The sequence below is a fragment of the Pseudomonas sp. GW456-L12 genome, assembly GCF_059424045.1.
The window spans coordinates 273937-300119 of record NZ_JBWKZA010000003.1 but is presented as its reverse complement, the minus strand read 5'-3'; the positions used below and the strand labels follow the sequence as shown (position 1 = coordinate 300119).

28 protein-coding genes are annotated in these 26183 nt (G+C 61.5%); 10 read left to right on the top strand and 18 right to left on the bottom strand.

Going from position 1 to position 26183, the window contains the following annotated elements:
• Positions 1-44: 44 nt before the first annotated feature.
• The 4 genes from hflD to AC07Y9_RS05995 all read right to left on the bottom strand — a co-directional run bounded on the left by hflD (position 45) and on the right by AC07Y9_RS05995 (position 4650).
• On the bottom strand, positions 45-668 hold the full coding sequence (gene hflD / locus AC07Y9_RS06010; RefSeq protein ID WP_007929193.1) for a high frequency lysogenization protein HflD: 624 nt from the start codon (positions 666-668) through the stop codon (positions 45-47).
• Positions 665-1789, bottom strand: a complete 1125-nt coding sequence (gene mnmA / locus AC07Y9_RS06005) for a tRNA 2-thiouridine(34) synthase MnmA (RefSeq protein WP_009044586.1) — start codon at positions 1787-1789, stop codon at positions 665-667. Before mnmA ends, hflD begins: the two co-directional genes overlap by 4 nt.
• Before the next feature lie 71 nt (positions 1790-1860).
• The gene (locus AC07Y9_RS06000) at positions 1861-2307 is read right to left on the bottom strand and encodes an NUDIX hydrolase (RefSeq protein WP_007929196.1); all 447 of its coding nucleotides are present in this window, start codon (positions 2305-2307) and stop codon (positions 1861-1863) included.
• A 117-nt stretch (positions 2308-2424) separates the two neighbouring features.
• On the bottom strand, positions 2425-4650 hold the full coding sequence (locus AC07Y9_RS05995) for an NADP-dependent isocitrate dehydrogenase (RefSeq protein WP_102679837.1): 2226 nt from the start codon (positions 4648-4650) through the stop codon (positions 2425-2427).
• A 505-nt stretch (positions 4651-5155) separates the two neighbouring features.
• Between AC07Y9_RS05995 and icd the strand changes: the two genes are divergently transcribed.
• Entirely contained in the window at positions 5156-6412 is a 1257-nt protein-coding gene (gene icd, locus AC07Y9_RS05990; RefSeq protein ID WP_102679836.1) for an NADP-dependent isocitrate dehydrogenase, read from the top strand.
• A gap of 90 nt (positions 6413-6502) precedes the next feature.
• On the opposite strand, the gene cspD is transcribed toward icd, so the two are convergent.
• Positions 6503-6760: a cold shock domain-containing protein CspD gene (gene cspD / locus AC07Y9_RS05985; protein WP_009044583.1), complete on the bottom strand. Its 258-nt coding sequence runs from the start codon at positions 6758-6760 to the stop codon at positions 6503-6505.
• 226 nt (positions 6761-6986) lie between these two features.
• Between cspD and clpS the strand changes: the two genes are divergently transcribed.
• Together clpS and clpA are read left to right on the top strand one after the other, a co-directional pair.
• On the top strand, positions 6987-7349 hold the full coding sequence (clpS, locus tag AC07Y9_RS05980; protein ID WP_009044582.1) for an ATP-dependent Clp protease adapter ClpS: 363 nt from the start codon (positions 6987-6989) through the stop codon (positions 7347-7349).
• Positions 7350-7378: 29 nt separating this feature from the next.
• Entirely contained in the window at positions 7379-9649 is a 2271-nt protein-coding gene (gene clpA / locus AC07Y9_RS05975; protein WP_007929214.1) for an ATP-dependent Clp protease ATP-binding subunit ClpA, read from the top strand.
• Between the two features lie 121 nt (positions 9650-9770).
• Here the strand turns inward: clpA and infA are convergent, their stop codons facing one another.
• The 4 genes from infA to trxB form a co-directional block, all read right to left on the bottom strand.
• Positions 9771-9989 (bottom strand): translation initiation factor IF-1, encoded by a 219-nt coding sequence (gene infA / locus AC07Y9_RS05970; RefSeq protein ID WP_002553999.1) that lies wholly within the window; start codon positions 9987-9989, stop codon positions 9771-9773.
• Between the two features lie 100 nt (positions 9990-10089).
• Positions 10090-10797 carry an arginyltransferase gene (locus AC07Y9_RS05965; protein WP_087091617.1) on the bottom strand — a complete coding sequence of 236 codons (708 nt, stop codon included), beginning with the start codon at positions 10795-10797 and terminating at the stop codon, positions 10090-10092.
• A gap of 57 nt (positions 10798-10854) precedes the next feature.
• Positions 10855-11535 (bottom strand): leucyl/phenylalanyl-tRNA--protein transferase, encoded by a 681-nt coding sequence (aat, locus tag AC07Y9_RS05960; RefSeq protein ID WP_102679835.1) that lies wholly within the window; start codon positions 11533-11535, stop codon positions 10855-10857.
• A gap of 71 nt (positions 11536-11606) precedes the next feature.
• A complete protein-coding gene (gene trxB, locus AC07Y9_RS05955; RefSeq protein ID WP_102679834.1) occupies positions 11607-12557 on the bottom strand; it encodes a thioredoxin-disulfide reductase in 951 nt (316 codons plus the stop codon).
• 317 nt (positions 12558-12874) lie between these two features.
• Here trxB and ftsK point away from each other — a divergent pair, with 317 nt between their 5' ends.
• The 6 genes from ftsK to cysG all read left to right on the top strand — a co-directional run bounded on the left by ftsK (position 12875) and on the right by cysG (position 20391).
• Positions 12875-15283: a DNA translocase FtsK gene (ftsK, locus tag AC07Y9_RS05950; RefSeq protein WP_009044578.1), complete on the top strand. Its 2409-nt coding sequence runs from the start codon at positions 12875-12877 to the stop codon at positions 15281-15283.
• A gap of 65 nt (positions 15284-15348) precedes the next feature.
• Positions 15349-15972: an outer membrane lipoprotein periplasmic chaperone LolA gene (gene lolA, locus AC07Y9_RS05945; RefSeq protein ID WP_007929220.1), complete on the top strand. Its 624-nt coding sequence runs from the start codon at positions 15349-15351 to the stop codon at positions 15970-15972.
• Between the two features lie 30 nt (positions 15973-16002).
• The gene (locus AC07Y9_RS05940) at positions 16003-17328 is read left to right on the top strand and encodes a replication-associated recombination protein A (protein WP_009044577.1); all 1326 of its coding nucleotides are present in this window, start codon (positions 16003-16005) and stop codon (positions 17326-17328) included.
• On the top strand, positions 17325-17699 hold the full coding sequence (gene crcB, locus AC07Y9_RS05935; protein WP_007929222.1) for a fluoride efflux transporter CrcB: 375 nt from the start codon (positions 17325-17327) through the stop codon (positions 17697-17699). The genes AC07Y9_RS05940 and crcB overlap by 4 nt, the downstream gene beginning before the upstream one ends.
• A 16-nt stretch (positions 17700-17715) precedes the next feature.
• Positions 17716-18996, top strand: coding sequence for a serine--tRNA ligase (gene serS / locus AC07Y9_RS05930; protein ID WP_062825336.1), 1281 nt, complete (start codon positions 17716-17718; stop codon positions 18994-18996).
• Positions 18997-20391, top strand: a complete 1395-nt coding sequence (gene cysG, locus AC07Y9_RS05925; protein ID WP_102679833.1) for a siroheme synthase CysG — start codon at positions 18997-18999, stop codon at positions 20389-20391.
• Between the two features lie 74 nt (positions 20392-20465).
• Here cysG and AC07Y9_RS05920 read toward each other — a convergent pair whose 3' ends face one another.
• The 8 genes from AC07Y9_RS05920 to AC07Y9_RS05885 all read right to left on the bottom strand — a co-directional run bounded on the left by AC07Y9_RS05920 (position 20466) and on the right by AC07Y9_RS05885 (position 25096).
• On the bottom strand, positions 20466-21467 hold the full coding sequence (locus tag AC07Y9_RS05920) for a glutathione S-transferase family protein (protein ID WP_102679832.1): 1002 nt from the start codon (positions 21465-21467) through the stop codon (positions 20466-20468).
• An 88-nt stretch (positions 21468-21555) separates the two neighbouring features.
• Positions 21556-22557: a glycosyl transferase family protein gene (locus tag AC07Y9_RS05915; protein WP_102679831.1), complete on the bottom strand. Its 1002-nt coding sequence runs from the start codon at positions 22555-22557 to the stop codon at positions 21556-21558.
• Positions 22554-22889: a TusE/DsrC/DsvC family sulfur relay protein gene (locus AC07Y9_RS05910; protein ID WP_007929238.1), complete on the bottom strand. Its 336-nt coding sequence runs from the start codon at positions 22887-22889 to the stop codon at positions 22554-22556. The genes AC07Y9_RS05915 and AC07Y9_RS05910 overlap by 4 nt, the downstream gene beginning before the upstream one ends.
• Positions 22886-23185, bottom strand: a complete 300-nt coding sequence (tusB, locus tag AC07Y9_RS05905; protein ID WP_087091608.1) for a sulfurtransferase complex subunit TusB — start codon at positions 23183-23185, stop codon at positions 22886-22888. Before tusB ends, AC07Y9_RS05910 begins: the two co-directional genes overlap by 4 nt.
• Positions 23185-23547, bottom strand: a complete 363-nt coding sequence (tusC, locus tag AC07Y9_RS05900) for a sulfurtransferase complex subunit TusC (RefSeq protein WP_085534145.1) — start codon at positions 23545-23547, stop codon at positions 23185-23187. The genes tusB and tusC overlap by 1 nt, the downstream gene beginning before the upstream one ends.
• A 3-nt stretch (positions 23548-23550) precedes the next feature.
• Entirely contained in the window at positions 23551-23943 is a 393-nt protein-coding gene (tusD, locus tag AC07Y9_RS05895; RefSeq protein WP_007929241.1) for a sulfurtransferase complex subunit TusD, read from the bottom strand.
• Between the two features lie 64 nt (positions 23944-24007).
• Positions 24008-24712, bottom strand: coding sequence for a YoaK family protein (locus AC07Y9_RS05890; protein ID WP_102679830.1), 705 nt, complete (start codon positions 24710-24712; stop codon positions 24008-24010).
• A gap of 51 nt (positions 24713-24763) precedes the next feature.
• On the bottom strand, positions 24764-25096 hold the full coding sequence (locus AC07Y9_RS05885) for a DUF6388 family protein (RefSeq protein ID WP_102679829.1): 333 nt from the start codon (positions 25094-25096) through the stop codon (positions 24764-24766).
• A 281-nt stretch (positions 25097-25377) separates the two neighbouring features.
• Here AC07Y9_RS05885 and AC07Y9_RS05880 point away from each other — a divergent pair, with 281 nt between their 5' ends.
• Positions 25378-25626, top strand: coding sequence for a DUF1652 domain-containing protein (locus tag AC07Y9_RS05880; protein ID WP_053261828.1), 249 nt, complete (start codon positions 25378-25380; stop codon positions 25624-25626).
• 78 nt (positions 25627-25704) lie between these two features.
• Here the strand turns inward: AC07Y9_RS05880 and AC07Y9_RS05875 are convergent, their stop codons facing one another.
• The gene (locus tag AC07Y9_RS05875; protein WP_007929246.1) at positions 25705-25938 is read right to left on the bottom strand and encodes a DUF6555 family protein; all 234 of its coding nucleotides are present in this window, start codon (positions 25936-25938) and stop codon (positions 25705-25707) included.
• Positions 25939-26183: the final 245 nt, after the last annotated feature.

The following is a 26183-nucleotide window of genomic DNA, read 5'->3' as shown; positions in this document are numbered from 1 at the left end:
GCGTCTTACGCGTTACTGACTACAAAAGGTCTTGCGGGCGCAGTTCAGCTGCTGCGCATCAGCGGATAAAGCTCTTTGAGCAGTTTGCGGCGGCTGATCACCAGCTGCCAGCGGTGGCCGCCCAGCTGGCGCCACAGCCGCGCCGAACGGATGCCGGCCAGCAGCAGGGCGCGGATCTTCGAGGCATTGCTCGGCTGCTGCAGGTTGCGCATGTCGCCATGCACCTGGATCCGCTGGCGCAAGGTGCTCAGGGTGTCCTGGTACAGCGAGCCGCAAGCGGCAACCACGTTTTCGTGGGCCGGGCCGAAATGTTCGACCTGGGACTGAATCTGCGGCAGGCGCTTGCCGATGATTTCCAGCAGGTCGTCGCGCTTGGCCAGCTGGCGCTCCAGGCCGAGCATCGACAGGGCGTAGCGCAATGGCTCGCGCTGCAGGGTGCTGGGGTCACGTTCCAGGGCGCCGATCAGGGCGCGATAACCTTCACGCAGGTTGATGTCGTCGCCACCGTAGACTTCCAGGGTGTCTTTCGGATCGCGGATCAGCAGGCTGCCAAGCATGCAGCTCAAGGCTGCTTCGGTGACCTGGCCGGTCTTGGCGATCTTGTCCACCAGCACGGCGGCGAGAAACACGCCGCCCAATGCCGTCAGTTGCTCCTGGGTCGGGCTCATGCCTTGCTGCTCCAGGGCTCTGCGACTTCGATCACGCCGCCGCCCAGGCAGATTTCGCCGTCATAGAAGACTACGGATTGGCCGGGGGTGACCGCGCGTTGCGGGTCATCGAAGGTGGCGCGGTAGCCGCTGGCGGTCTTTTCCAGGGTGCAAGGCTGGTCGCTCTGGCGGTAGCGCACTTTCGCGGTGAGGCGGCGCGGTTGGCTCAGGTCGATCGGGTTGACCCAATAGATGTCGGAGGCGAGCAGGGCGCGGGAGAACAGCCACGGGTGATCGTTGCCCTGGCCAACGATCAGCTCGTTGTGCTCCAGATCCTTGATCAGCACGTACCACGGCTCATCGCCGGCGTCCTTGAGGCCGCCGATGCCCAGGCCCTGGCGCTGGCCGATGGTGTGGTACATCAGGCCGTGGTGGCGGCCGATCACTTCACCTTCGGTGGTCTTGATCTCGCCGGGCTGGGCCGGCAGGTATTGCTTGAGGAAGTCGCTGAAGCGTCGTTCACCAATAAAGCAGATACCGGTGGAGTCCTTCTTCTTGGCGGTGGCCAGGTCGTGTTTCTCGGCGATCGCGCGGACTTCGGGCTTTTCCAGCTCGCCTACCGGAAATAGGGTCTTGGCGATCTGTTCGCCGCCGACGGCGTGCAGGAAGTAACTCTGGTCCTTGTTCGGATCCAGGCCCTTGAGCAGTTCGGTGCGCCCATCGATGTCGCGGCGGCGCACATAGTGGCCGGTGGCGATCAGGTCGGCGCCGAGCATCATGGCGTAGTCGAGGAACGCCTTGAACTTGATTTCACGGTTGCACAGGATGTCCGGGTTCGGCGTGCGGCCGGCCTTGTATTCGGCCAGGAAGTGCTCGAACACATTGTCCCAGTACTCGGCGGCGAAGTTGGCGGTGTGCAGCTTGATACCGATCTTGTCGCACACGGCCTGGGCGTCCGCGAGGTCGTCCATGGCGGTGCAGTACTCGGTTCCGTCGTCTTCCTCCCAGTTCTTCATGAACAGGCCTTCCACCTGGTAACCCTGCTCCATCAGCAGGAGGGCGGAAACGGAAGAGTCCACGCCGCCGGACATGCCGACGATGACGCGCTTCTTTTGGGTGTCAGAAGGGGCTGGATCACGCATAGGAATTCAACGGGTGTCTTGAAAAAGGACGCGATTCTAACAGGCTGAGGCCTGCAAGGCTAAAACTGCGGTTAAAGCGACGGACGGATCAGCTCGAGGCTGTGCAGTTGGCCGGCCAGATAGTCGTCGACGCAGCGGATAATCAGCTCGCTGCGCCATTGCGGGCGCAAGGCCAGCAGTTCGTCGCGGCTCAGCCAGCGCGGGCCGATGATGCCGTCGTCCAATTGATAGTCGGGATGGTGCCTGAGCGGTTTGCCGGCAAAGCAGACGCGTTGGTAGGTCACGCCATTGCTGGGGGCGGTGTACAGGTAGATGCCGACCACGCCGGTCAGCTCGATGTCCCAGCCGGTTTCTTCCAGGGTTTCGCGAATGGCCGCCTGGAGCAGGCTTTCGTCCGGGTCCAGGTGCCCGGCGGGCTGGTTGAGCACCGCCTGCTCGCCCTGGAACTCCTCGACGAACAGGAAGCGTCCCTGATCCTCAACGATGGTGGCGACGGTGATGTGGGGTTGCCATTCCATATATAAAGCTCCGTCTTGAGTGGGTGGACATCATAAGGCGAACGCCAGTCCTACAGGTGTTGTCCAAAAAGCACAAACCCCGGCACCTGGCCGGGGTTTGTATGACAGCGGTGTTGCTTAAGCCAGCGCAGCGATAGACGCGTTGAGGGTGGCGCTTGGGCGCATGGCCTTGCTCACCAGCTCAGGGTTGGCGCTGTAGTAGCCGCCGATGTCCACTGGCTTGCCTTGAACGCCGTTGAGTTCGGCGACGATGGTCGCTTCGTTCTCGGTCAGGGTCTTGGCCAGGGTGCTGAACTGCGCTTGCAGGGCGGTATCTTCAGTCTGGGCGGCCAGGGCCTGGGCCCAGTACAGCGCCAGGTAGAAGTGGCTGCCGCGGTTGTCGATGTTGCCGACCTTGCGCGATGGTGACTTGTTGTTGTCGAGGAACTGACCGGTTGCCTGGTCGAGGGTCTTGGCCAGTACCAGCGCTTTCGGATTGTTGTAGGTGTTGCCCAGGTGCTCCAGGGAAGCGGCCAAGGCCAGGAACTCACCCAGGGAATCCCAGCGCAGGAAGTTTTCTTCCAGCAGCTGCTGCACGTGCTTCGGAGCCGAACCGCCGGCGCCGGTTTCGAACAGGCCGCCACCGTTCATCAGCGGCACGATCGACAGCATCTTGGCGCTGGTGCCCAGTTCCATGATCGGGAACAGGTCGGTCAGGTAGTCGCGCAGCACGTTGCCGGTGACGGAGATGGTGTCCTTGCCTTCGCGGGTGCGGGCCAGGGTGAACTTCATGGCATCGACTGGCGACATCACGCGGATGTCCAGGCCGGCGGTGTCGTGATCCTTCAGGTAAGCCTGGACCTTCTCGATCATCACGCCGTCGTGGGCACGCATCGGGTCCAGCCAGAAAATCGCTGGCGTGCTGCTGGCGCGAGCGCGGTTGACGGCCAGTTTGACCCAGTCCTGGATCGGCGCGTCCTTGGTCTGGCACATGCGGAAGATGTCGCCGGCTTCGACGGCCTGTTCCAGCAGCAGGTTGCCCTTGCTGTCGGTGACGCGAACGACGCCGTCAGCCTTGATCTGGAAGGTCTTGTCGTGGGAGCCGTACTCTTCGGCTTTCTTCGCCATCAGGCCAACGTTCGGCACGCTGCCCATGGTGGTCGGGTCGAAGGCGCCATTGGCCTTGCAGTCTTCGATCACGGCCTGGTAGATGGTGGCGTAGCAGCGATCCGGAATCAGCGCCTTGGTGTCGTGCAACTGGCCGTCGGTGCCCCACATTTTGCCGGAGTCACGGATCATGGCTGGCATCGAGGCGTCGACGATCACGTCGCTCGGCACGTGCAGGTTGGTGATGCCTTTGTCGGAGTTGACCATGGCCAGGGCAGGGCGCACGGCGTAGACGGCCTGGATGTCGGCTTCGATCTGCGCTTGCTGCTCCGCGGGCAGGGCCTTGATGCGGGCGTACAGGTCGCCGATGCCGTTGTTCAGGTTGAAGCCGATCTGGCTCAGCACGTCGGCGTGCTTGCTCAGGGCGTCCTGATAGAACTCGGCAACGATCTGGCCGAACATGATCGGGTCGGAAACCTTCATCATGGTGGCTTTCAGGTGCACCGACAGCAGTACGCCTTGCTTCTTGGCGTCTTCGATCTCGGCGGCAACGAAAGCCCGCAGGGCCTTCTTGCTCATGACTGCGCAATCGAGGATCTCGCCGGCTTGTACGGCGGTTTTTTCCTTCAGGACGGTAGCGCTACCGTCTTGAGCGATCAGCTCGATCTTCACAGTGTCCTGGGCGTCGATCAGGGCGGCTTTTTCGCTGCCGTAGAAATCGCCCTGGCTCATGTGAGCAACGTGGGACTTGGAGTCTTTGGCCCAGGCGCCCATTTTGTGCGGGTGCTTGCGCGCGTAGTTCTTGACCGAAAGCGGAGCGCGGCGGTCGGAGTTGCCTTCACGCAGGACCGGGTTCACGGCGCTGCCCTTGACCTTGTCGTAGCGCGCCTTGGTGTCTTTGTCGGCGTCGCTGGTCACGGTTTCCGGGTAGTCCGGCAGGGCGTAGCCCTTGGCTTGCAGTTCTTTGATCGCGGCCTGAAGCTGCGGTGCCGAAGCACTGATGTTCGGCAGCTTGATGATGTTGGCTTCAGGCGTTACGGCCAGGTCGCCCAGCTCGGCCAGGTGGTCCGGTACGGCTTTGTCGCCCAGCAGCTCCGGGAAGCTGGCAAGAATACGCCCTGCGAGAGAGATGTCGCGGGTTTCCACGGCAATATCAGCGGAAGCGGTGAAGGCTTCGACGATAGGGAGCAGCGAGTAGGTGGCGAGGGCGGGGGCTTCGTCGGTGAAGGTATAGATGATCTTCGAGCGGGTGGGCATATTCGGATTAACTCTCTTCTTTGCTAAAGCGTGCGCAGAAACTCGAGGGGGCGCCGGGTAAGCGCGTTCGTTCAAAGTCATCCGTGAACCGAATGTCGAGGTTTCTTCGCGGTGATGTTGGGTGCATCAGTCGAGCGTCAAGCGGGTGGGCTGCGGTAACAACCCGGCTTTGGGCGGAAAGTCTCGGCTCCTTTTTTCCAGTAGCAGAGCGCTCAGCCGTCGTGACTCTGTGGTCAGCGGCGGCATTATACATAGGTAGCTGGCAAAACGCCGACGGTTCATATGCAACCGATCTCGTCCATTGGTCTAAAGGTCGCAGGCGGGGTGGCGGCGTAGAGTCCTCCGCAGTGCTCAAGTTTGGCGCTTTTCCCTTTGCTTTCAGGCTTGTAGGCCACGAACTGCGCAGCCTTCACGGCATATGAGCGGAACATGAGGTTCCCGTCCAGATTCAACTGGGGTACGCTCGAACGCAGCCAGATGTTCAATCCACACAACGGAGTTCAGCATGGGATACAAGAAGATTCAGGTTCCAGCAGTCGGCGACAAAATCACCGTCAACGCAGACCATTCTCTCAATGTTCCTAACAACCCGATTATCCCTTTCATCGAAGGCGATGGTATTGGCGTTGATATCAGCCCGGTCATGATCAAGGTTGTCGATGCTGCTGTTAAGAAGGCCTACGGCGGCGAGCGCAAAATCTCCTGGATGGAAGTCTATGCCGGCGAGAAAGCAACTCAAGTGTACGACCAGGACACCTGGCTCCCTCAGGAAACCCTGGACGCAGTCAAGGATTACGTGGTTTCCATCAAGGGTCCGCTGACCACTCCGGTAGGTGGCGGTATCCGTTCCCTGAACGTGGCCCTGCGTCAGCAGCTTGACCTGTATGTGTGCCTGCGCCCGGTGCGCTGGTTCGAAGGCGTGCCGAGCCCGGTGAAGAAGCCTGGCGATGTCGACATGACCATTTTCCGTGAGAACTCGGAAGACATTTACGCCGGTATCGAATGGAGGGCCGGCTCCGCCGAAGCCACCAAGGTCATCAAGTTCCTCAAAGAAGAAATGGGCGTCACCAAGATCCGTTTCGACGAAAACTGCGGTATCGGCGTCAAGCCGGTTTCCCTGCAGGGCACCAAGCGTCTGGCGCGCAAAGCGCTGCAATATGTGGTCGACAACGACCGCGATTCGCTGACCATCGTGCATAAAGGCAACATCATGAAGTTCACCGAAGGTGCCTTCAAGGAGTGGGCCTATGAGGTGGCGGCGGAAGAATTTGGCGCGACGCTGCTCGATGGCGGCCCGTGGATGCAGTTCAAGAACCCGAAAACCGGCAAGAACGTGATCGTCAAGGACGCCATCGCCGATGCGATGCTCCAGCAGATCCTGCTGCGTCCGGCCGAATATGACGTGATCGCGACCCTCAACCTGAACGGTGACTACCTGTCCGACGCACTGGCGGCTGAAGTGGGCGGGATCGGCATCGCTCCGGGCGCCAACCTGTCCGACACCGTGGCCATGTTCGAGGCGACCCACGGTACGGCGCCGAAGTACGCGGGTAAGGACCAGGTGAACCCGGGTTCGCTGATCCTGTCCGCGGAAATGATGCTGCGTCACATGGGCTGGACCGAAGCGGCCGACCTGATCATCAAGGGCACCAACGGCGCCATTGGTGCCAAGACCGTGACCTACGACTTCGAGCGCCTGATGGAAGGCGCCACGCTGTTGTCGTCTTCGGCGTTCGGCGATGCGCTGATCTCTCACATGTAAATTGACACGCTCCAAATGAAACGGCCGGCTCAATCGATTGAGCCGGCCGTTTTTTTATGACTGTTTTTTATGACTGGATGCTGAAGATTTTCAGCTCAGGGCCGTTTCCTGGTAGGAGGGGGCTGCGGCGGGGGTGTTCTGGGTCTTGATGGATTGGATTTTCACGGCGTGCAGGCCCTTGGGTCCTTGAGTGATCTCAAAGCTCACGGCCTGGCCGGCTTTCAAGGTTTTGTAGCCTTCCATCTCGATGGCCGAGTAGTGGGCGAAAAGGTCGTCGCTTTTACCCTCCTCATTAATGAAGCCATAACCCTTGGCGTTGTTGAACCACTTGACCTTGCCGCTTGCCATGCTCATATCCCTCTGCAACAGACTCCATCACTGGAGTATCATCCAGTTCATCCGTACCGGAATCCGAAAATATAGGATTGACGGTACGGACCTTTATTACCCAATGTGGGCTCTATTGGTTGTAACACCGTTTTGCCGATAGTCAAGGTGACCCGGCGGTCGGAGTTGAAATCCCCCTGGAGTGCCCCCACCACTGTATTTGCTCAACTAACGAACCTTTCTTTCCATGCATGCAATCAGCCAGATTCGACTAACATTCAATCAGGATCGCCCGGATTTCCAAGACGACGATTCCGCTGGCTTGGCTGTACAGGAAGCTAAGCCGACGTTGCAGGCTCCGCCGATGTACAAGGTGGTTTTGTTCAATGATGACTACACACCGATGGATTTCGTCGTCGAAGTGCTCGAGGTGTTTTTTAACCTGAATCGCGAGCTGGCGACCAAGGTAATGCTGGCCGTTCACACAGAAGGACGGGCAGTATGTGGATTGTTTACCCGCGACATCGCCGAGACCAAGGCCATGCAGGTCAACCAGTACGCCAGGGAAAGCCAGCATCCGCTACTCTGTGAAATCGAGAAGGACGGTTAACGCCGACCACTTGGGTATGAGGTGAAGCTATGTTAAACCGCGAGCTCGAAGTCACCCTCAATCTCGCCTTCAAAGAGGCTCGTTCGAAGCGTCATGAGTTCATGACCGTCGAGCACCTCTTGTTGGCTCTTTTGGATAATGAGGCCGCCGCCACCGTTTTGCGTGCCTGCGGAGCAAACCTCGACAAACTCAAGCACGACCTGCAGGAGTTCATTGACTCCACCACGCCGCTGATTCCTGTGCACGACGAGGATCGCGAAACCCAGCCAACCCTGGGCTTCCAGCGTGTGCTGCAACGTGCTGTCTTTCATGTGCAGAGCTCGGGCAAGCGCGAAGTGACCGGCGCCAATGTGCTGGTTGCGATCTTCAGTGAGCAAGAGAGTCAGGCGGTGTTCCTGCTGAAACAGCAGAGCGTTGCCCGCATCGATGTCGTCAACTACATCGCCCATGGCATCTCCAAAGTGCCGGGGCATGGCGATCATTCCGAAGGTGAGCAGGATATGCAGGACGATGAAGGCGGTGAGTCTTCCTCTTCAGGTAATCCGCTGGATGCTTATGCCAGCAATCTCAATGAGCTGGCGCGCCAGGGGCGTATCGACCCGTTGGTCGGTCGTGAGCAGGAAGTCGAGCGTGTGGCGCAGATTCTTGCGCGTCGGCGCAAGAACAACCCGCTGCTGGTGGGCGAGGCCGGGGTCGGTAAAACGGCCATCGCCGAAGGTCTGGCCAAGCGCATCGTCGACAGTCAGGTGCCTGATCTGTTGGCCAGTAGCGTGGTGTACTCCCTGGATCTCGGCGCGTTGCTGGCGGGTACCAAATACCGCGGCGATTTCGAGAAGCGCTTCAAGGCGTTGCTGGGCGAGTTGAAGAAACGTCCGCAGGCGATCCTGTTCATCGACGAGATTCATACCATCATTGGCGCCGGGGCGGCGTCCGGTGGGGTGATGGATGCCTCGAACCTGCTCAAGCCGCTGCTTTCCTCGGGCGACATCCGTTGCATCGGTTCGACCACCTTCCAGGAGTTCCGTGGAATTTTCGAGAAGGACCGGGCCTTGGCTCGCCGTTTCCAGAAGGTCGATGTGTCCGAGCCTTCGGTAGAGGACACCATCGGTATTCTGCGCGGCCTCAAGGGGCGTTTCGAGCTGCACCACAGCATCGAGTACAGCGATGAGGCATTGCGCGCCGCCGCCGAACTGGCGTCGCGTTATATCAATGACCGGCATATGCCCGACAAGGCGATCGACGTGATCGACGAGGCGGGCGCCTATCAGCGTCTGCAGCCTGTCGACAAGCGCGTAAAACGCATAGAGGTTGCTCAGGTCGAGGATATCGTGGCGAAAATCGCGCGGATTCCGCCGAAACACGTCACCAGTTCCGACAAGGAGCTGCTGCGTAACCTCGAGCGCGACCTGAAGCTGACGGTGTTCGGCCAGGATGCGGCGATCGACTCGCTGTCGACCGCGATCAAGCTGTCCCGTGCCGGCCTGAAGTCGCCGGACAAGCCTGTCGGTTCGTTCCTGTTCGCCGGGCCTACCGGTGTCGGTAAGACCGAGGCTGCACGGCAGTTGGCCAAGGCGCTGGGTATCGAACTGGTGCGTTTCGACATGTCCGAGTACATGGAGCGTCACACCGTATCGCGTCTGATCGGTGCGCCTCCGGGTTATGTCGGTTTCGACCAGGGCGGTTTGCTGACCGAAGCGATTACCAAGCAGCCTCATTGCGTATTGCTGCTCGATGAAATCGAAAAGGCCCACCCGGAAGTCTTCAACCTGCTGCTGCAGGTGATGGACCACGGTACCTTGACCGATAACAACGGGCGCAAGGCGGATTTCCGCAACGTGATCGTGATCATGACCACCAACGCAGGTGCAGAGACCGCGGCGCGGGCTTCCATCGGGTTCACTCATCAGGATCACTCTTCCGATGCCATGGAAGTGATCAAGAAGAGCTTCACGCCGGAATTCCGTAACCGTCTGGACACCATTATCCAGTTTGGTCGCCTCAGTCATGAGGTCATCAAGAGCGTGGTGGACAAGTTCCTTACCGAACTGCAGGCGCAGCTGGAGGACAAGCGCGTTCAGCTGGAAGTCACCGATGCGGCCCGCAGCTGGCTGGCGGCTGGTGGTTACGATGTGACCATGGGCGCTCGTCCTATGGCGCGCCTGATCCAGGACAAGATCAAGCGTCCGCTGGCGGAGGAGATACTCTTTGGCGAACTGGCCGAACATGGCGGTGTGGTGCACATCGACATCAAGGATGGCGAGCTGACCTTCGAGTTCGAGACCACCGCAGAAATGGCCTGACCGGCCGCAATAAAAAAGGCGCCGCAAGGCGCCTTTTTTATATCTGTTCTGTAGGCAGGCAGAGTAAATCGCAGGCAAACAAAAACGCCCGGCATGGGCCGGGCGTCTTGTATTGACTTGCTTAGCGAGCGCGGTAAGTGATGCGCCCTTTGCTCAAGTCATAGGGCGTCAGTTCGACGCGCACTTTGTCACCGGTAAGAATACGAATGTAGTTCTTGCGCATCTTGCCGGAGATATGCGCGGTTACGACGTGCCCATTTTCCAACTCCACACGAAACATGGTGTTGGGCAGGGTGTCGACGACAGTGCCTTCCATTTCGAAGCTGTCTTCTTTCGACATGCAGTAAAGCCCTCGGTGTCCAATGAATGGCCCGGTGCAACTGCGCCAGGCAAAAGCGGCGTGCATTGTGCCCGAAAAGTGGGGTTCAAGCCAAGGGCTTCTAGTTCAGGATGACCCATCTCTGGTTAATCAGCAGCTCAATGGGCCGATATTGGGTCTTGTAGTTCATCTTTTTGCAGTTCTTGATCCAGTATCCGAGGTAGACCGCGTCCAGACCCAGGCGCAAGGCTTCGCCGATCTGCCACAGAATGGCGTAGCGGCCGAGGCTGCGGCGCTCTTCATCGGGTTCGTAGAAGGTGTAGACCGCGGAAAGGCCATTGGGTAGCAGATCGGTGACGGCCACGGCGAGCAGGCGCCCATCGAGGCGGAACTCGTAGAATCTGGAGAAGGGCAGATCGCGAACCAGAAAGGTCGAGAACTGATCGCGGCTGGGTGGGTACATGTCGCCATCGGCGTGGCGTTGCTCGATATAACGCTGGTAAAGGTCGAAATACTCTTCGCTGAACCCCGGTTTGGCAGGCTGGACTTTCAGGTCGGCATTGCGTTTGAGAATACGTTTTTGCTGACGATTGGGTACAAACTGCGCGGCAGGAATGCGTGCCGGAACACAGGCATTGCAGTTCTGGCAATGCGGCCGGTACAGGTGGTCGCCACTGCGGCGAAAGCCCATTTCCGACAGATCTGCGTAGACATGCACATCCATGGGCTGGCTAGGATCGAGGAACAGCGTGGTCGCCTGTTCTTCGGGCAGGTAGCTGCAAGAGTGGGGCTGAGTGGCATAAAACTTCAAACGCGCCAACTCGGTCATGAATCAACCCTCGGGATTAGCTTTGAATTAAGTGTAAGCCACACCGGCAAAACCCGCCTAGGAAACCCATATGGCGCGGCTGGGCTGGTCCAGATGGCGCCGCAGATAGCCGGCGAACTCCTGGCGGGGGATGGCGCGGGCGCCCAGGCTGTGCAAGTGGTCGGTGGGCATCTGGCAGTCGATCAGGGCGAAGCCCCATGCCCGTAAATGTTGGACCAGCGTGACGAAGCCGAATTTCGACGCATTGTCGGCCCGACTGAACATCGATTCGCCAAAAAACAGCTGGCCCATTGCTAGCCCATACAGCCCGCCCACCAGCAAACCCTGATCCCAGACTTCGACCGAATGGGCATAACCGCGCTTGTGCAGTTCAAGGTAGGCATCCTGCATCGATTCAGTGATCCAGGTGCCGTCGGCATAAGGGCGTGGCGCCGCGCAGGCGCTGATGACCGCGGCAAAATCCTGATCGAAGGTGACCTGGTAGCGCTGCTGACGCAGCAGCTTGCCCAGGCTGCGGGATACATGCAGTTCGTCTGGAAATAACACTGTGCGCGGGTCGGGTGACCACCAGAGGATGGGCTGGCCTTCGGAAAACCAGGGAAAGCAGCCGTGGCGATAGGCCTGGATCAACCGGTCGGCCGACAGGTCGCCGCCGGCGGCCAACAGGCCGTTGGGGGTGCGCAGGGCCTTTTCCAGCGGGGGAAAGTCGAAGGTGTTGCGTTGTAACCAGGTCAGCATGGCATTCAGACTTGCGGAAGGGGAGGGCGGTGGCGGGCCTGCAAGGCCCGCCGCAAGCGTAGGTCGGGAGGTCAGTTGTCGTCGAGGAATTTCTCTGCATCCAGGGCCGCCATGCAGCCCGCACCCGCGGAAGTGACGGCCTGGCGGTACACATGGTCGGCCACATCGCCCGCGGCGAACACGCCCGGGATGCCGGTAGCCGTGGCGTCGCCTTCGCTGTCACCCTTGACCAGCAGATAGCCATCGCGCATTTCCAGCTGGCCCTTGAACAGATCCGTATTGGGCTTGTGACCGATGGCGATGAATACGCCGGCCAGCGCGAGTTCCTGGGTCTCTCCGGTCAGACTGTCGCGCAGTCGGGCGCCAGTGACGCCGCTGGCATCGCCCAGCACCTCATCGAGATTCTGGTTCCAGTGCAGGCGGATATTGCCCTTGGCGGCTTTGTCGAACAGCTTGTCCTGGAGGATTTTCTCCGCGCGCAGCTTGTCGCGCCGGTGCACCAGGTGAACCTCTTTGGCGATGTTGGAGAGGTACAGGGCTTCCTCCACGGCGGTGTTGCCGCCGCCGATCACGGCAACTACTTGATTGCGATAGAAAAAGCCGTCACAGGTAGCGCAGGCGGATACACCCTTGCCGGCGAAGGTTTCTTCGGAGGGCAGGCCCAGGTACTGGGCCGATGCACCCGTGGCGATGATCAGTGCGTCGCAGCTGTAGGTGCCGCTGTCGCCCTTGAGGATAAAGGGTCGCTGCTGCAACTCCGCAGTATGGATGTGGTCGTAGACGATCTCGGTGTCGAAGCGTTCAGCGTGTTTTTGCATGCGCTCCATCAGCACCGGGCCGGTCAGGCCTTCGACATCGCCTGGCCAATTGTCGACCTCGACGGTAGTGGTCAGTTGACCGCCCGCTTGCAGGCCGGTGATGACGGTCGGTTTGAGGTTGGCGCGGGCGGCATAAACGGCAGCGCTGTAACCGGCAGGGCCGGAGCCCAGAATGATCAGGCGTGAATGCTTCGCTTCGGTCATAAAAACACCTCATAAGCCTTTGTCACAAAAGAGAATGCATGCTCAAATTGAATACTGCGTAAAGTGTTCCTGATTATGCTACACCCAGTATTGAGCAGCGTGGCACGGCGCTTACAAACCCGTACAATGCGGGTTTGTATCCCTATGTGGAATACATCGGCATTGCACGCGGCAGCTCTTACAGTTTCGCAATGCGTGGGCAGAATGTTAAAAGTAGCCCCAGTTACGCTCGTCAACTTTTTTACCTGCCTGGATTGGGCAGTATTTTTTAGTCGATCAACAGTTGGACGCGCCCATGGCGCAGGAAAAGACGCGTTTTGAAGAAATCCACCGCAGCACCTAAAACAGTAGTCCCACTCTGGCGCCAGCAATTGCACTACCGGCTCAAGGAAGGTGCGTTGATCGCCATTGGGGCCTTGTGCCTGTTCCTGATGATGGCATTGCTGACATATGGCAAGGACGATCCGGGCTGGAGTCATAACAGCAAGATCGAAGATGTACAGAACTTCGGTGGTCCTGCGGGCTCTTACAGCGCCGATATCCTGTTTATGGTGTTGGGTTACTTCGCCTATATCTTCCCGTTGTTATTGGCGATCAAGACTTATCAGATCTTCCGTCAGCGCCATGAGCCGTGGCAGTGGAGCGGCTGGCTGTTTTCCTGGCGCCTGATCGGCCTGGTATTCCTGGTGCTGTCCGGTGCCGCGTTGGCGCATATCCATTTCCATGCGGCGACCGGCCTGCCGGCTGGCGCAGGCGGGGCACTGGGTGAAAGCCTGGGCGACCTGGCCAAGAACGCGCTGAATATCCAGGGCAGTACCCTGATGTTTATCGCGCTGTTCCTGTTCGGCCTGACCGTTTTTACCGATCTTTCCTGGTTCAAGGTCATGGATGTGACCGGCAAGATCACCCTCGACCTGTTCGAACTGTTCCAGGGCGCCGCCAACCGCTGGTGGGCGGCCCGTACCGAGCGCAAGCAACTGGTCGCCCAATTGCGGGAAGTGGATGCCCGGGTCGATGAAGTGGTCGCTCCGACCGTGACCGACAAGCGTGAGCAGGCCAAGGTCAAGGAGCGCCTGATCGAGCGCGAGCAGGCTCTGAGCAAGCACATGTCCGACCGTGAGAAACAGGTCCCGCCGGTGATTGCCCCGGCCCCAGTCAAAGCGCCCGAACCCAGCAAACGCGTGCAGAAAGAGAAACAGGTCCCGCTGTTCATCGATAGCGCGGTCGAAGGCACCTTGCCGCCTATCTCTATTCTCGATCCGGCGGAAAAGAAACAACTCAACTACTCCCCCGAGTCGCTGGCCGCCGTCGGCCATCTGCTGGAAATCAAGCTCAAGGAGTTCGGGGTCGAGGTGTCGGTGGACTCCATCCACCCGGGCCCGGTGATTACCCGTTATGAAATCCAGCCGGCCGCCGGTGTGAAAGTCAGCCGTATCGCCAACCTGGCCAAGGACCTGGCGCGTTCGCTGGCGGTGACCAGCGTGCGGGTGGTGGAAGTGATTCCCGGCAAGACCACCGTGGGTATCGAGATTCCCAACGAAGACCGGCAGATCGTGCGCTTCTCCGAAGTGCTGTCGACCCCGGAATACGACAACTTCAAATCCCCGGTCACCCTGGCCCTGGGCCACGATATCGGCGGCAAGCCGATCATCACCGACCTGGCCAAGATGCCTCACCTGCTGGTGGCCGGTACCACCGGTTCCGGTAAGTCGGTGGGTGTGAACGCGATGATCCTGTCGATCCTGTTCAAGTCCGGCCCGGAAGACGCCAAGCTGATCATGATCGACCCGAAAATGCTCGAGCTGTCGATCTACGAAGGCATCCCGCACCTGTTGTGCCCGGTGGTGACCGACATGAAGGACGCCGCCAACGCCCTGCGCTGGAGCGTGGCCGAGATGGAGCGGCGCTACAAGCTGATGGCGAAGATGGGCGTGCGTAACCTGTCGGGCTTCAACGCCAAGGTTAAAGAAGCGATCGAAGCCGGTACGCCGCTGACCGACCCACTGTACAACCGCGAAAGTATTCACGACGAAGCGCCGCTGCTGACCAAGCTGCCGACCATCGTCGTGGTGGTCGATGAATTCGCCGACATGATGATGATCGTCGGCAAGAAGGTCGAAGAACTGATCGCGCGGATCGCCCAGAAAGCCCGTGCCGCGGGGATCCACCTGATCCTGGCGACCCAGCGTCCGTCGGTGGACGTGATCACCGGCCTGATCAAGGCCAACATCCCGACCCGAATGGCGTTCCAGGTATCGAGCAAGATCGACTCGCGGACCATCATCGACCAGGGCGGCGCCGAACAACTGCTGGGTCACGGTGACATGCTCTACATGCCGCCGGGCACCAGCCTGCCGATTCGCGTCCACGGCGCCTTCGTCTCTGACGATGAGGTGCATCGTGTGGTGGAGGCCTGGAAACTGCGCGGCGCGCCGGAGTACAACGACGACATCCTCAACGGTGTCGAAGAAGCCGGTAGCGGCTTCGACGGCGGCAGCGGCGGTGGTGACGGTGACGACGCCGAGACCGACGCGCTGTACGACGAAGCGGTGCAGTTCGTCCTCGAGAGCCGCCGGGCATCGATCTCCGCGGTTCAGCGCAAGCTCAAGATCGGCTACAACCGCGCGGCCCGCATGATCGAAGCCATGGAAATGGCCGGTGTGGTGACCGCCATGAACACCAACGGCTCGCGCGAAGTGATAGCGCCGGGTCCGATGCGCGACTAATGACCCGACACAGGCGGCGCGCCCCAGCGCCGCCGGTTTTTTCCACGAATCTAATGAGGACTCCCATGCGTCTTATCCGCATGTTGCTGGTACCGGTACTGGCTTTAACGACGCTGTCGGCCCATGCCGATCAGAAAGACGTGGCGCGCCTGACCCAGTTGCTCGAAAAGTCCCAGACCCTGACTGCGCGTTTCTCGCAGCTGACCCTCGACGGCAGCGGCACCCAGCTGCAGGAAACCGCTGGCGACATGGCGCTGAAGCGCCCGGGCCTGTTCTACTGGCACACCGATGCGCCGCAGGAGCAACTGATGGTCTCCGACGGCAAGAAGGTTTCCCTGTGGGACCCGGACCTGGAACAGGTCACCATCAAGACCCTGGACCAGCGCCTGACCCAGACCCCAGCCTTGTTGTTGTCGGGCGATGTGTCGAAAATCAGTGAAAGCTTCGACATCAGCGCCAAGGAAGCCGGTGGCGTGGTGGACTTCATCCTCAAGCCGAAAACCAAGGACACCCTGTTCGACAGCCTGCGCCTGTCGTTCCGCAACGGCCTGGTGAATGACATGCAACTGATCGACAGTGTTGGCCAGCGCACCAATATCCTGTTCACCGGGGTCAAGGCCAACGAGCCGATCGCCGCTTCCAAGTTCAAGTTCGACATCCCCAAGGGTGCCGACGTGATCCAAGAATAAGTCGCCGCCAAGAGGTTTCAATCGTCCGCCATGGATCTGTTTCGCAGTGACCCGATCGCCCAACCCCTGGCCGCGCGCCTGCGCCCGGCCAACCTGGACGAGTACGTCGGTCAGGAGCATGTGCTCGCCCGCGGCAAGCCTCTGCGCGAAGCGCTGGAACAGGGGGCCTTGCACTCGATGATCTTCTGGGGGCCGCCGGGCGTAGGCAAGACCACCCTGGCGCGGCTCCTGGCGAAAGTCTCGGATGCGCACTTCGAAACGGTCTCTGCGGTGCTGGCCGGGGTCAAGGAGATCCGCCAGGCGGTGGAAATCGCCAAGCAGCAGGCGGCCCAGTACGGGCGCCGGACCATCCTGTTCGTCGACGAAGTGCACCGTTTCAACAAGTCGCAGCAGGATGCCTTCCTGCCCTATGTCGAAGACGGCACCCTGATTTTCATCGGTGCGACCACCGAGAACCCGTCCTTCGAGCTGAACAACGCGCTGTTGTCCCGGGCCCGGGTGTATGTGCTCAAGAGCCTCGACGAGGCGGCGCTGCACAAGCTGGTGCAGCGGGCCTTGACTGAAGAGCGCGGGCTGGGCAAGCGCCAGCTGAGCCTCAGCGACGAAGGCTTTCAGATGCTCCTGGCGGCGGCGGACGGCGATGGCCGGCGCCTGCTCAACCTGCTGGAGAATGCTTCCGATCTCGCCGAAGACGGCACGCAAATCGGCGTCGAGCTGCTGCAAAGCCTGCTGGGCGATACCCGCCGGCGTTTCGACAAGGGCGGCGAAGCCTTCTACGACCAGATATCGGCGCTGCACAAATCAGTCCGCGGTTCCAACCCGGACGGTGCCTTGTACTGGTTCGCGCGGATGCTCGACGGTGGTTGCGACCCGCTGTACCTGGCGCGGCGCGTGGTGCGCATGGCCAGCGAAGACATCGGCAACGCCGATCCACGGGCATTGAGCCTGTGCCTGGCGGCCTGGGACGTGCAGGAGCGCCTTGGCAGCCCCGAAGGCGAGCTGGCGGTGGCCCAGGCCATCACCTACCTGGCCTGCGCGCCGAAAAGCAACGCCGTGTACATGGGCTTCAAGGCCGCCATGCGCAGCGCTGCCGAGCATGGGTCGCTGGAAGTGCCGCTGCACCTGCGCAATGCGCCGACCAAACTGATGAAGCAACTGGGTTACGGCGACGAATATCGTTATGCCCATGATGAGCCGGACGCCTACGCGGCCGGCGAAGACTACTTTCCCGAGGCGCTGGAGCCGCAACCCTTCTATCAACCCGTGCCCCGTGGCCTGGAACTGAAGATCGGCGAGAAGCTCAAGCACCTGGCGGAGCTTGACCGGGCCAGCCCCAAGCAGCGGAGAAAACCGTGATCCCGTTGATCCTTGCCGTCTCGGTGGGTGGTATTGCCGGAACCCTGTTGCGCTTTGCCACCGGTAACTGGATCAGCGCCAATTGGCCGCGGCACTTCTATACCGCGACGCTGGCCGTTAATATCGTGGGCTGCCTGCTGATCGGTGTGCTGTACGGCCTGTTTCTGATACGCCCGGAGGTGCCCATCGAGGTGCGCGCCGGGTTGATGGTGGGCTTCCTTGGCGGCCTGACGACTTTTTCATCCTTTTCACTGGATACGGTGCGTCTGCTGGAAAGCGGACAGATACCGCTGGCCCTGGGCTATGCGGCCATCAGCGTATTCGGCGGGCTGCTCGCGACCTGGGCCGGCCTGTCCCTGACCAAACTTTGATAAACGAGAGACCGACATGCTCGATTCCAAACTGTTACGTAGCAACCTTCAGGACGTAGCGGACCGCCTGGCATCCCGTGGCTTTGCCCTGGATGTAGCACGCATCGAAGCGCTGGAAGAACAGCGCAAGACCGTCCAGACCCGCACCGAACAACTGCAGGCCGAACGTAACGCGCGCTCCAAGTCCATCGGTCAGGCCAAGCAGCGCGGCGAAGACATCGCGCCACTGATGGCCGACGTCGAGCGCATGGCGGGCGAGTTGGCGGTCGGCAAGGTTGAGCTGGACGCCATTCAAACCGAGCTGGATGCGATCCTGCAGGGCATCCCGAACCTGCCCCACGAATCGGTGCCGGTTGGCGACGACGAAGAGGGCAACGTTGAAGTGCGCCGCTGGGGCACGCCGACGGCGTTCGACTTCCCGATCCTGGACCACGTCGCCCTGGGTGAAAAACACGGCTGGCTGGACTTCGAGACCGCGGCCAAGCTGTCGGGCGCGCGTTTTGCCCTGCTGCGCGGGCCGATCGCCCGTCTGCACCGCGCCCTGGCGCAGTTCATGATCAACCTGCACACCAGCGAACACGGTTACGAAGAGGCCTACACCCCTTACCTGGTGCAGGCACCGGCGTTGGTGGGGACCGGCCAATTGCCGAAGTTCGAAGAAGACCTGTTCAAGATCAGCCGTGAAAACGAAGCCGATCTGTACCTGATCCCGACCGCCGAAGTGTCGCTGACCAATATCGTGGCCGGCGAGATCCTCGATTCGAAGCAGCTGCCGATCAAGTTCGTCGCCCACACCCCGTGCTTCCGCAGTGAAGCCGGTTCGTCGGGCCGCGACACCCGCGGCATGATTCGCCAGCACCAGTTCGACAAGGTCGAGATGGTCCAGATCGTCGAGCCATCGACTTCCATGGAAGCCCTGGAAGGCCTGACCGCCAACGCCGAGAAAGTCCTGCAACTGCTGGAGCTGCCTTACCGCACTCTGGCGCTGTGCACCGGCGACATGGGCTTCAGCGCGGTCAAGACTTACGATCTGGAAGTGTGGATCCCGAGCCAGGACAAGTACCGCGAGATTTCGTCGTGCTCCAACTGCGGCGACTTCCAGGCCCGCCGCATGCAGGCGCGCTTCCGCAACCCGGAAACCGGCAAGCCGGAACTGGTGCATACCCTGAACGGTTCCGGCCTGGCAGTCGGTCGTACCCTGGTGGCGGTGCTGGAGAACTACCAGCAGGCCGACGGTTCGATCCGTGTGCCTGAGGTGCTCAAGCCTTACATGGGCGGCCTCGAGGTCATCGGCTAAATGGAATTTCTGCCGCTGTTTCATAACCTGCGCGGCAGTCGTGTGTTGGTGGTCGGCGGCGGGGAGATTGCCTTGCGCAAATCCCGCCTGCTGGCCGACGCCGGTGCGCTGCTGCGGGTAGTTGCACCTGAAGTGGAACCCCAGTTGCGCGAGCTGGTCACGGCCAGCGGCGGCGAATGCCTGTCGCGCGGTTATGTCGAGGCGGACCTGGACGGCTGTGTGCTGATCATCGCCGCCACCGACGACGAACCGCTCAATGCCCAGGTCTCCGCCGACGCTCATCGGCGCTGCGTGCCGGTCAATGTGGTGGACGCGCCGGCCCTGTGCAGCGTGATCTTCCCGGCGATCGTCGACCGTTCGCCGCTGGTGATCGCCGTCTCCAGTGGCGGCGATGCGCCGGTGCTGGCGCGCCTGATCCGGGCCAAGCTGGAAACCTGGATTCCCTCGACCTATGGTCAGCTGGCCGGCTTGGCCGCGCGTTTTCGCAATCAGGTCAAAGGCCTGTTTCCGGACGTGCAGCAGCGTCGTGCCTTTTGGGAAGACGTGTTCCAGGGACCGATCGCCGACCGGCAGCTGGCCGGGCAGGGCGAGGAGGCCGAGCGCTTGCTGCAGGCCAAGATCGCCGGCGAAGCGCCCCATGCACCGGGCGAGGTGTATCTGGTGGGGGCAGGGCCGGGCGATCCGGATCTGCTGACCTTCCGCGCCTTGCGCCTGATGCAGCAAGCCGATGTGGTGCTCTACGATCGCCTCGTAGCTCCGGCGATTCTCGAGCTGTGCCGGCGCGATGCCGAGCGGGTGTATGTCGGCAAGCGCCGCGCTGATCACGCCTTGCCCCAGGAACAGATCAACCAGCAACTGGTGGACCTGGCCAAACAGGGCAAGCGCGTGCTGCGTCTGAAGGGTGGCGATCCGTTCATCTTCGGCCGTGGCGGCGAAGAGATCGAAGAGCTGGCGGCCCATGGCATTCCGTTCCAGGTGGTGCCGGGAATTACCGCGGCCAGCGGTTGCGCGGCCTATGCCGGCATTCCTTTGACCCACCGTGACTATGCGCAGTCCGTGCGTTTCGTCACCGGACACCTGAAGGATGGCACCACCGATCTGCCCTGGGCCGACCTGGTCGCGCCTGCACAGACCCTGGTGTTCTATATGGGCCTGGTGGGCTTGCCGGTGATCTGCGAGCAACTGATCCAGCATGGCCGTTCGGCGGATACGCCGGCCGCCTTGATCCAGCAGGGCACGACCGCCAACCAGCGAGTGTTCACCGGCACCCTGGCGGATCTGCCGAAGCTGGTGGCGGAGCATGAAGTGCATGCGCCGACCCTGGTGATCGTCGGCGAAGTGGTGCAGCTTCGCGAGAAGCTCGCCTGGTTCGAAGGCGCGCAGTCGCAGGTCTGAAAGCATCGCGGGCAAGCTCGCTCCTACAGGTATCCGCGATCCCTGTAGGAGCGAGCTTGCTCGCGATAGCGATCTCAACCTTTGCGCCAAACTCCACGCCCGCTCAAACGCTCGCGATCATGCGCCGCATCGAAGTCCTGCGCCGGCCCTTTCGGCACGATGCCGGTCGGGTTGATGGTGCGATGGCTGGCGTAGTAGTGCCCCTTGATATGGGTGAAGTCCACGGTTTCGCCGATCCCCGGCCATTGGTACAGCTCGCGCAGCCAGTTCGACAGGTTCGGATAGTCGGCGATCCGCCGCAGGTTGCACTTGAAGTGACCGTAATACACCGCGTCGAAGCGGATCAGCGTGGTAAACAGGCGGATGTCCGCTTCCGTCAGGTATTCGCCGGCCAGGTAGCGTTGGCCGCCCAGGCGCCGTTCCAGCCAGTCGAGTTCGGCGAACAGATCGTCGAAGGCCGCTTCGTAGGCTTGCTGCGAAGTGGCGAAGCCGGCGCGATACACGCCATTGTTCACCGCCGGATAGATGCGCGCGTTCAGTTCGTCGATTTCGCGGCGTAGCGGCTCCGGATAGAAGTCCAGGCTGTTACCGCTCAGGTCATCGAAGGCGCTGTTGAACATGCGGATGATTTCCGCCGACTCGTTGCTGACGATGCGTTTCTGCTGCTTGTCCCAGAGCACGGGCACGGTGACGCGGCCGGTGTAGTCGCGGGTGTCGGCGGTGTAGCGTTGGTGGAGGAAATCCAGGTGGTCCAGCTGGTCGCCGCTGGAGCCCAGGGCCCGGTCGAAAGTCCAGCCCTGTTCCAGCATCAGCCAGCTGACCACCGACACATCGATCAGGCTTTCCAAACCCTTGAGCTTGCGCAGGATCAGCGTGCGGTGCGCCCAGGGGCAGGCCAGGGATACGTACAGATGATAACGGCCGGCTTCCGCGCGAAAACCGCCTTCGCCGCTAGGGCCTGGTTTGCCGTCAGCGGTCACCCAGTTGCGGCGTTGCGCCTGTTCGCGCTGGAAGGCGCCGTCTTTGCTGCTTTCGTACCACTGGTCGTGCCAGCGTCCTTCAATCAGCAGGCCCATAAAAAACTCCTCGGTCAGCGTGCATTGGAGTGCAGTCTAATCCGAGGAGTTCGAACGAATTACGCAAAAGTCGGACGGTTATGATCGGTTAAATCGATCTATCGCGCGCGTCCCAGTAGTGCCGAGCCTGCTCGAAAGCCTGTTCCCGGGGCATGCCGAGCCCGCGCAGGGCCAGGGCCATGGTGGCGATCAGCGCCAGTTGTGGGTAGCTGTCCTGCACATCGCCGCGCCAGACGGCTTTCAGGTGCTCGGGGTCGAGGCTGGCCGGTTTGACATGGCGCTGCTCGGATAGCGCCGGCCATTCCTCATCCCAACTGATACCGCCGGTGCTGCCATACAGATGGCTGGCGCTGTCCGGGTTGATCTCGATTTCGCCGCCGTCGCCCTTGATCACAATGACGTTGTCCCCCAGCAGGCCGCTGGCATCGCGATGCACGCCCTGATAGCCGGGGTGGAAGATGCTTTGCAGGCCGCAGCGCGCGCCCAACGGGTTGAGGATGCGCGCCAGGGAGTGGATCGGCGAGCGCAGGCCCAGGGTGTTGCGCAGGTCGATCATGCGTTGCAGTTGGGGTGCCCAGTCGCCCAGGGGGATGAAGGCCAGGTTGCCCTGGGCCAGCGCGGCATCGACCGCCTGCCAGTCGCGGCACAGCGGGATGTGCAGCTGCTCCAGCAATTGCTCGGTGTACAGCCGGCCGGCGGTATGGGCGCCGCCACCGTGCAGCAGGATACGCACGCCGTTTTGCGCCAGGCACTTGGCGGCCAGCAGGAACCAGGGCAGGTGGCGCTTTTTGCCGGCATAGCTGGGCCAGTCCAGGTCGACCTTGATTGGTGGCGCCTGCAGGCGCTGGCGCAGGGCTTCGGTAAAGCCCGCCAGCTCCTCGGGGCTTTCTTCCTTGTGCCGCAACAGCATCAGGAAGGCGCCGAGCTGGGTGTCCTCGACCTTGTCGTCGAGCAGCATGCCCATGGCTTCCCGGGCTTCTTCGCGGGTGAGGCTGCGGGCGCCGCGTTTGCCTTTGCCGAGAATGCGCACGAACTGCGCGAAAGGATGCTCGGCGGGCGTCTCGATGGTCAGCGGGGTGTAATCGGTCATAAGCAATTGGTCGGCTTGGGCAGGCCCGCCAGCTTGGCGGCAAGTTTGGCGGGAGTGCCTTTGAACAGTCGGTTCAGGTGCAGGCTGTTGCCCTTGTCCGGGCCCAGCTTCAAGGCGGTGTATTTGATCAGTGGGCGGGTTGCGGGCGACAGCTGGAACTCCTGGTAGAAGCCGCGCAGCAGCTCGAGGATTTCCCAGTGCTCGGGGGTCAGTTCGATCTGTTCCGCCGCGGCCAGGGCAGCGGCCACTTCGCTGGACCAGTCGCCCAGTTCCACCAGGTAGCCGTCCTTGTCCAGGGCGATGGCGCGTTCGCCGACAGTCAGTGCGTTCATAACCAGCTGTTGACCTTGTCGTACTGGATCGACAGCGCGACGAACGCCGGGTAATCGATACTCGTGGCCCAGGCCGGAACCTCCAGGCCTCGGGCCTGGTGGTCTTCCGCCAAAATGTAGAGCGACAGCGTCTCGCCGCGTGCCTGCAGGGCCGCCAGCGGCGCGCTGCCAGGCTGCAGGGCGTACACCGCATCGCCGCACAGGAGGATGGCATCCTGCGGGCCGAGCAGGCGCAGGCAACTGGTCAGCCGGGAGTCGGTGAAGGGCGAGTGGGACAGCACGTGCAAGGTCGACATCAGAGGGTGATCACCTGATCAAAACGGTCAATGAGTGCGCCGAGTTCGGCCGGGGCCAGGACCTGCACCTCGTCCAGGTTCAGCGCGGCCGGGTCCAGGCCGCGTTCCGCCACGCTGGCGCCGCAGGCGAACAGCTGCTCCACACCAAACAGCGGCAGGGCCTGCAGATTGGCGCTGAGGTCCTTTTGCTGCACGGCAGCGGCTTTTTGCCCAGGGGCCAGCTGAAACACGCCATCGTCAAGAAACAGCAGGCCGATCGGCAAGTCGAAGGCGCCGCCCGCCAGCACGATATCCAGGGCTTCGCGGGCGCCGGGGCCGGACCAGGGGGCCTGGCGGCTGATGATCAACAGGGATTGCGCCATGTTTCATGGCCCTCCGAAACAGATCAGGCGGTCGGCCGCCTGTACGGCGTCGTGCAACTGGCCGAGCCCGGAAAGCTCCCAGGGCGCGCTCAGGTTGACGGCCGGGCGCTGGTAGCGCGCGGCTTCCTCCTGGTTCAACACCCCGCGGCGCAGGGCCGCGGCAATGCACACCACGCCATCGAGCTGGTGCTCGCTGACGAAGGTTCGCCATTGCGCGGGCAGGTCCGGTTCGTCCTGCGGGGTGACGATGTTGTCCGATGCGCTGTGCACGCCATCCTGATAGAAAAACAGCCGCACGATCTCGTGGCCGCCAGCCAGCGCTGCCTGGGCGAATGCCAGGGCGCGGCGCGAGGAGGGCGCGTGAGCGGCGGAAAAAAGGGCAATGGCGAACTTCATGTAGAACTCTGTCTGCAAACCTGGGGCCATGATAAAGCTTTATGCCGGGCCCGGCGAAGTGGCTTTAGCGCGGCATATAGCCCAGTTGCCAGCGATGGGGGATCTTCAGCGACAACAGTCCCAGCAGCGCCGACAGCAGGCCGCTGACGAACAGGGCCGTGAGGCCCAGATGCTGCTCCAGAACGGCGCCCAGCACGGCGCCGGCGAACATGCCGCCCCAGGGCACCAGCTGGATGCGCCAGCCATTGCGCCGTTCGCCGAGCATCCAGCGGCCCAGGCCGCGGCCAAAGCGCGACAGGGCGCCGGTGACATAGGTCAGGCCCACGGGCAGCCCGTTCACTTCCTCGACGGCAGCATTGAGCATGCCCATGGCGATGATCGCCGCCAGCACCGCCGGTAGCTGTTGTTCAAACGGCCAGGCGGCTGCCGCGCACAGCAGCGTGGCAATGCACAACAGCAGCGGCAAGGCCCGGCGGCCGCCCAAGCGGCTGACGACGATGCCCAGGGCGTTGCCGGCGATGAAGGTGACGACCAGCAGCACCAGATGCAGGGTCAGGGCCAGGTCGGCATCGCTGATGGCGACGGCCAGGCGCGTGGTGTTGCCGCTCATGAAGGAGACGAAGTCCCCGGTGGCCATAAAGCCGATGGCGTCGGTCATGCCGGCCAGCACCGACAGGCTGGCGACCAGGCACAGGCCTATGCGGCCGCGCCATTTCTGGCGCCGCAGCAGCTCCGGGTTACTGCGAAGGCTGGTGGAAGAGGGCAGCATCAGCGTTGACTCATGGTGACAATGATCCTTTATCGAAGGCCCGAGCGGCGCTCAATCGCGTGGCAGGCCGTGTAGCTCGCAATACTCGCTCCAGGGCATGCCGGCCATTTCCGCCACTTCCCGGTGCACTTCGAGCCGCCGCGTGGCAAATTCCTCCGCGCTCTGCACGGTCAACTGCAGGCTCAGTTCCCAGGCAAACAGACCCTGGCGTTCCGCCTCGGCCTCGAAGGCTTCATGCAGTTGCTCCGCGCGGTATTGCTCCTGGGTTTCGCCCCTGGCCTGGGCAGCCAAGGGATTGAGGTGATCGAGTGCTTCACGAAGTTCCGGGCGCGCTGCGAGAAACTTTTGCAGGGCCACTTCATGCGGGTGTTCGGGTGCGGCCATCGGCGATCCTGGATGGGGTTGAAGGAAGTCGTTTCGGATTTGGGAGGTGCGAAAGCCCAGCGACCATAACGCCTGGCTGGTCCAGCGTCAAAATGCTCCCGGGTGGAGTTGCCGCGACGGAAGGTCAGGGCCGTGCTCGCACCGTGCCACTGAGCGGATTGGCCAGGTAAAAATGCGTGCTGGGTAACACTTCCAGTGAATGCCTGGGTATGAGCCCCGTTCTTGTGACCTACTCTCAACGAGCACTCTCTCCAAATGGCGCCGCCAAGGAGGAATTTCTCATGCTCTCGATGGACGAGCTTCGCCAGATCCTGGAGTCCGGTTTCCTGCCGCTTTCCTGCACCTGCACCGTCAACCCCGACGGCTCCCTGGCAATCAAGGTTTTCGAGCCGCAAAGCGGACGGATCGATCTGTTCATTACCGGGGTATCGACCGAGCATCTCACCAGTGTTCGCGCGGCGGCCAATTTCGTCGGTGAGTTGCGGACTGAAATCAGGGCGGGGCGTCGGGCATTTGCCGGCGGTTTCTAATCGTTGTGCAAGTGGATCATCGGGCAGGTTGAGCGCTTCCTTGCGCCAGTGTCGGACGTCTGAGTTGTGCGGGGAGGGCTAGTTTTCAGACAACTCTCTCCAGTTCGCCAGCGTGACGCCGCTGCGCTCGGCGAATATCTGCATGGTGCGGTAGGTCCCGCCGCAGGGGGTGTCATGGGTAATCAGGCACCCGGAATGCAGAAAGGCCAGATACCAGGTGTCGCTGTCGCTCAATCGCGCGCCCTGGTAAGTGAAGGTTCTTTGCGAACCTGCGAAACAGTAGCGAATTTCGAAAGTCTTGATGCTGTTCATCGCCGCGTCCTTTGGGCTGTGTTAGGTGGTGGCGATTCAAGATTATTCCCAAAAGGACGCGTTGACTTGCACCACTCATCCGAACTGCATGGACAGTCGCCGTTCGCATCCTAAAATGCCTCGCGGCATTCTCCTGTACCCCAAACGCCCCTGGCTGAAACCACCCTCAATGGGTGTCATGTTGCGCCAGGCAGCGGGCGTTTTCCGTCAATCGAGGCCTTTGTGGACAAACTGCTATTTGCCTG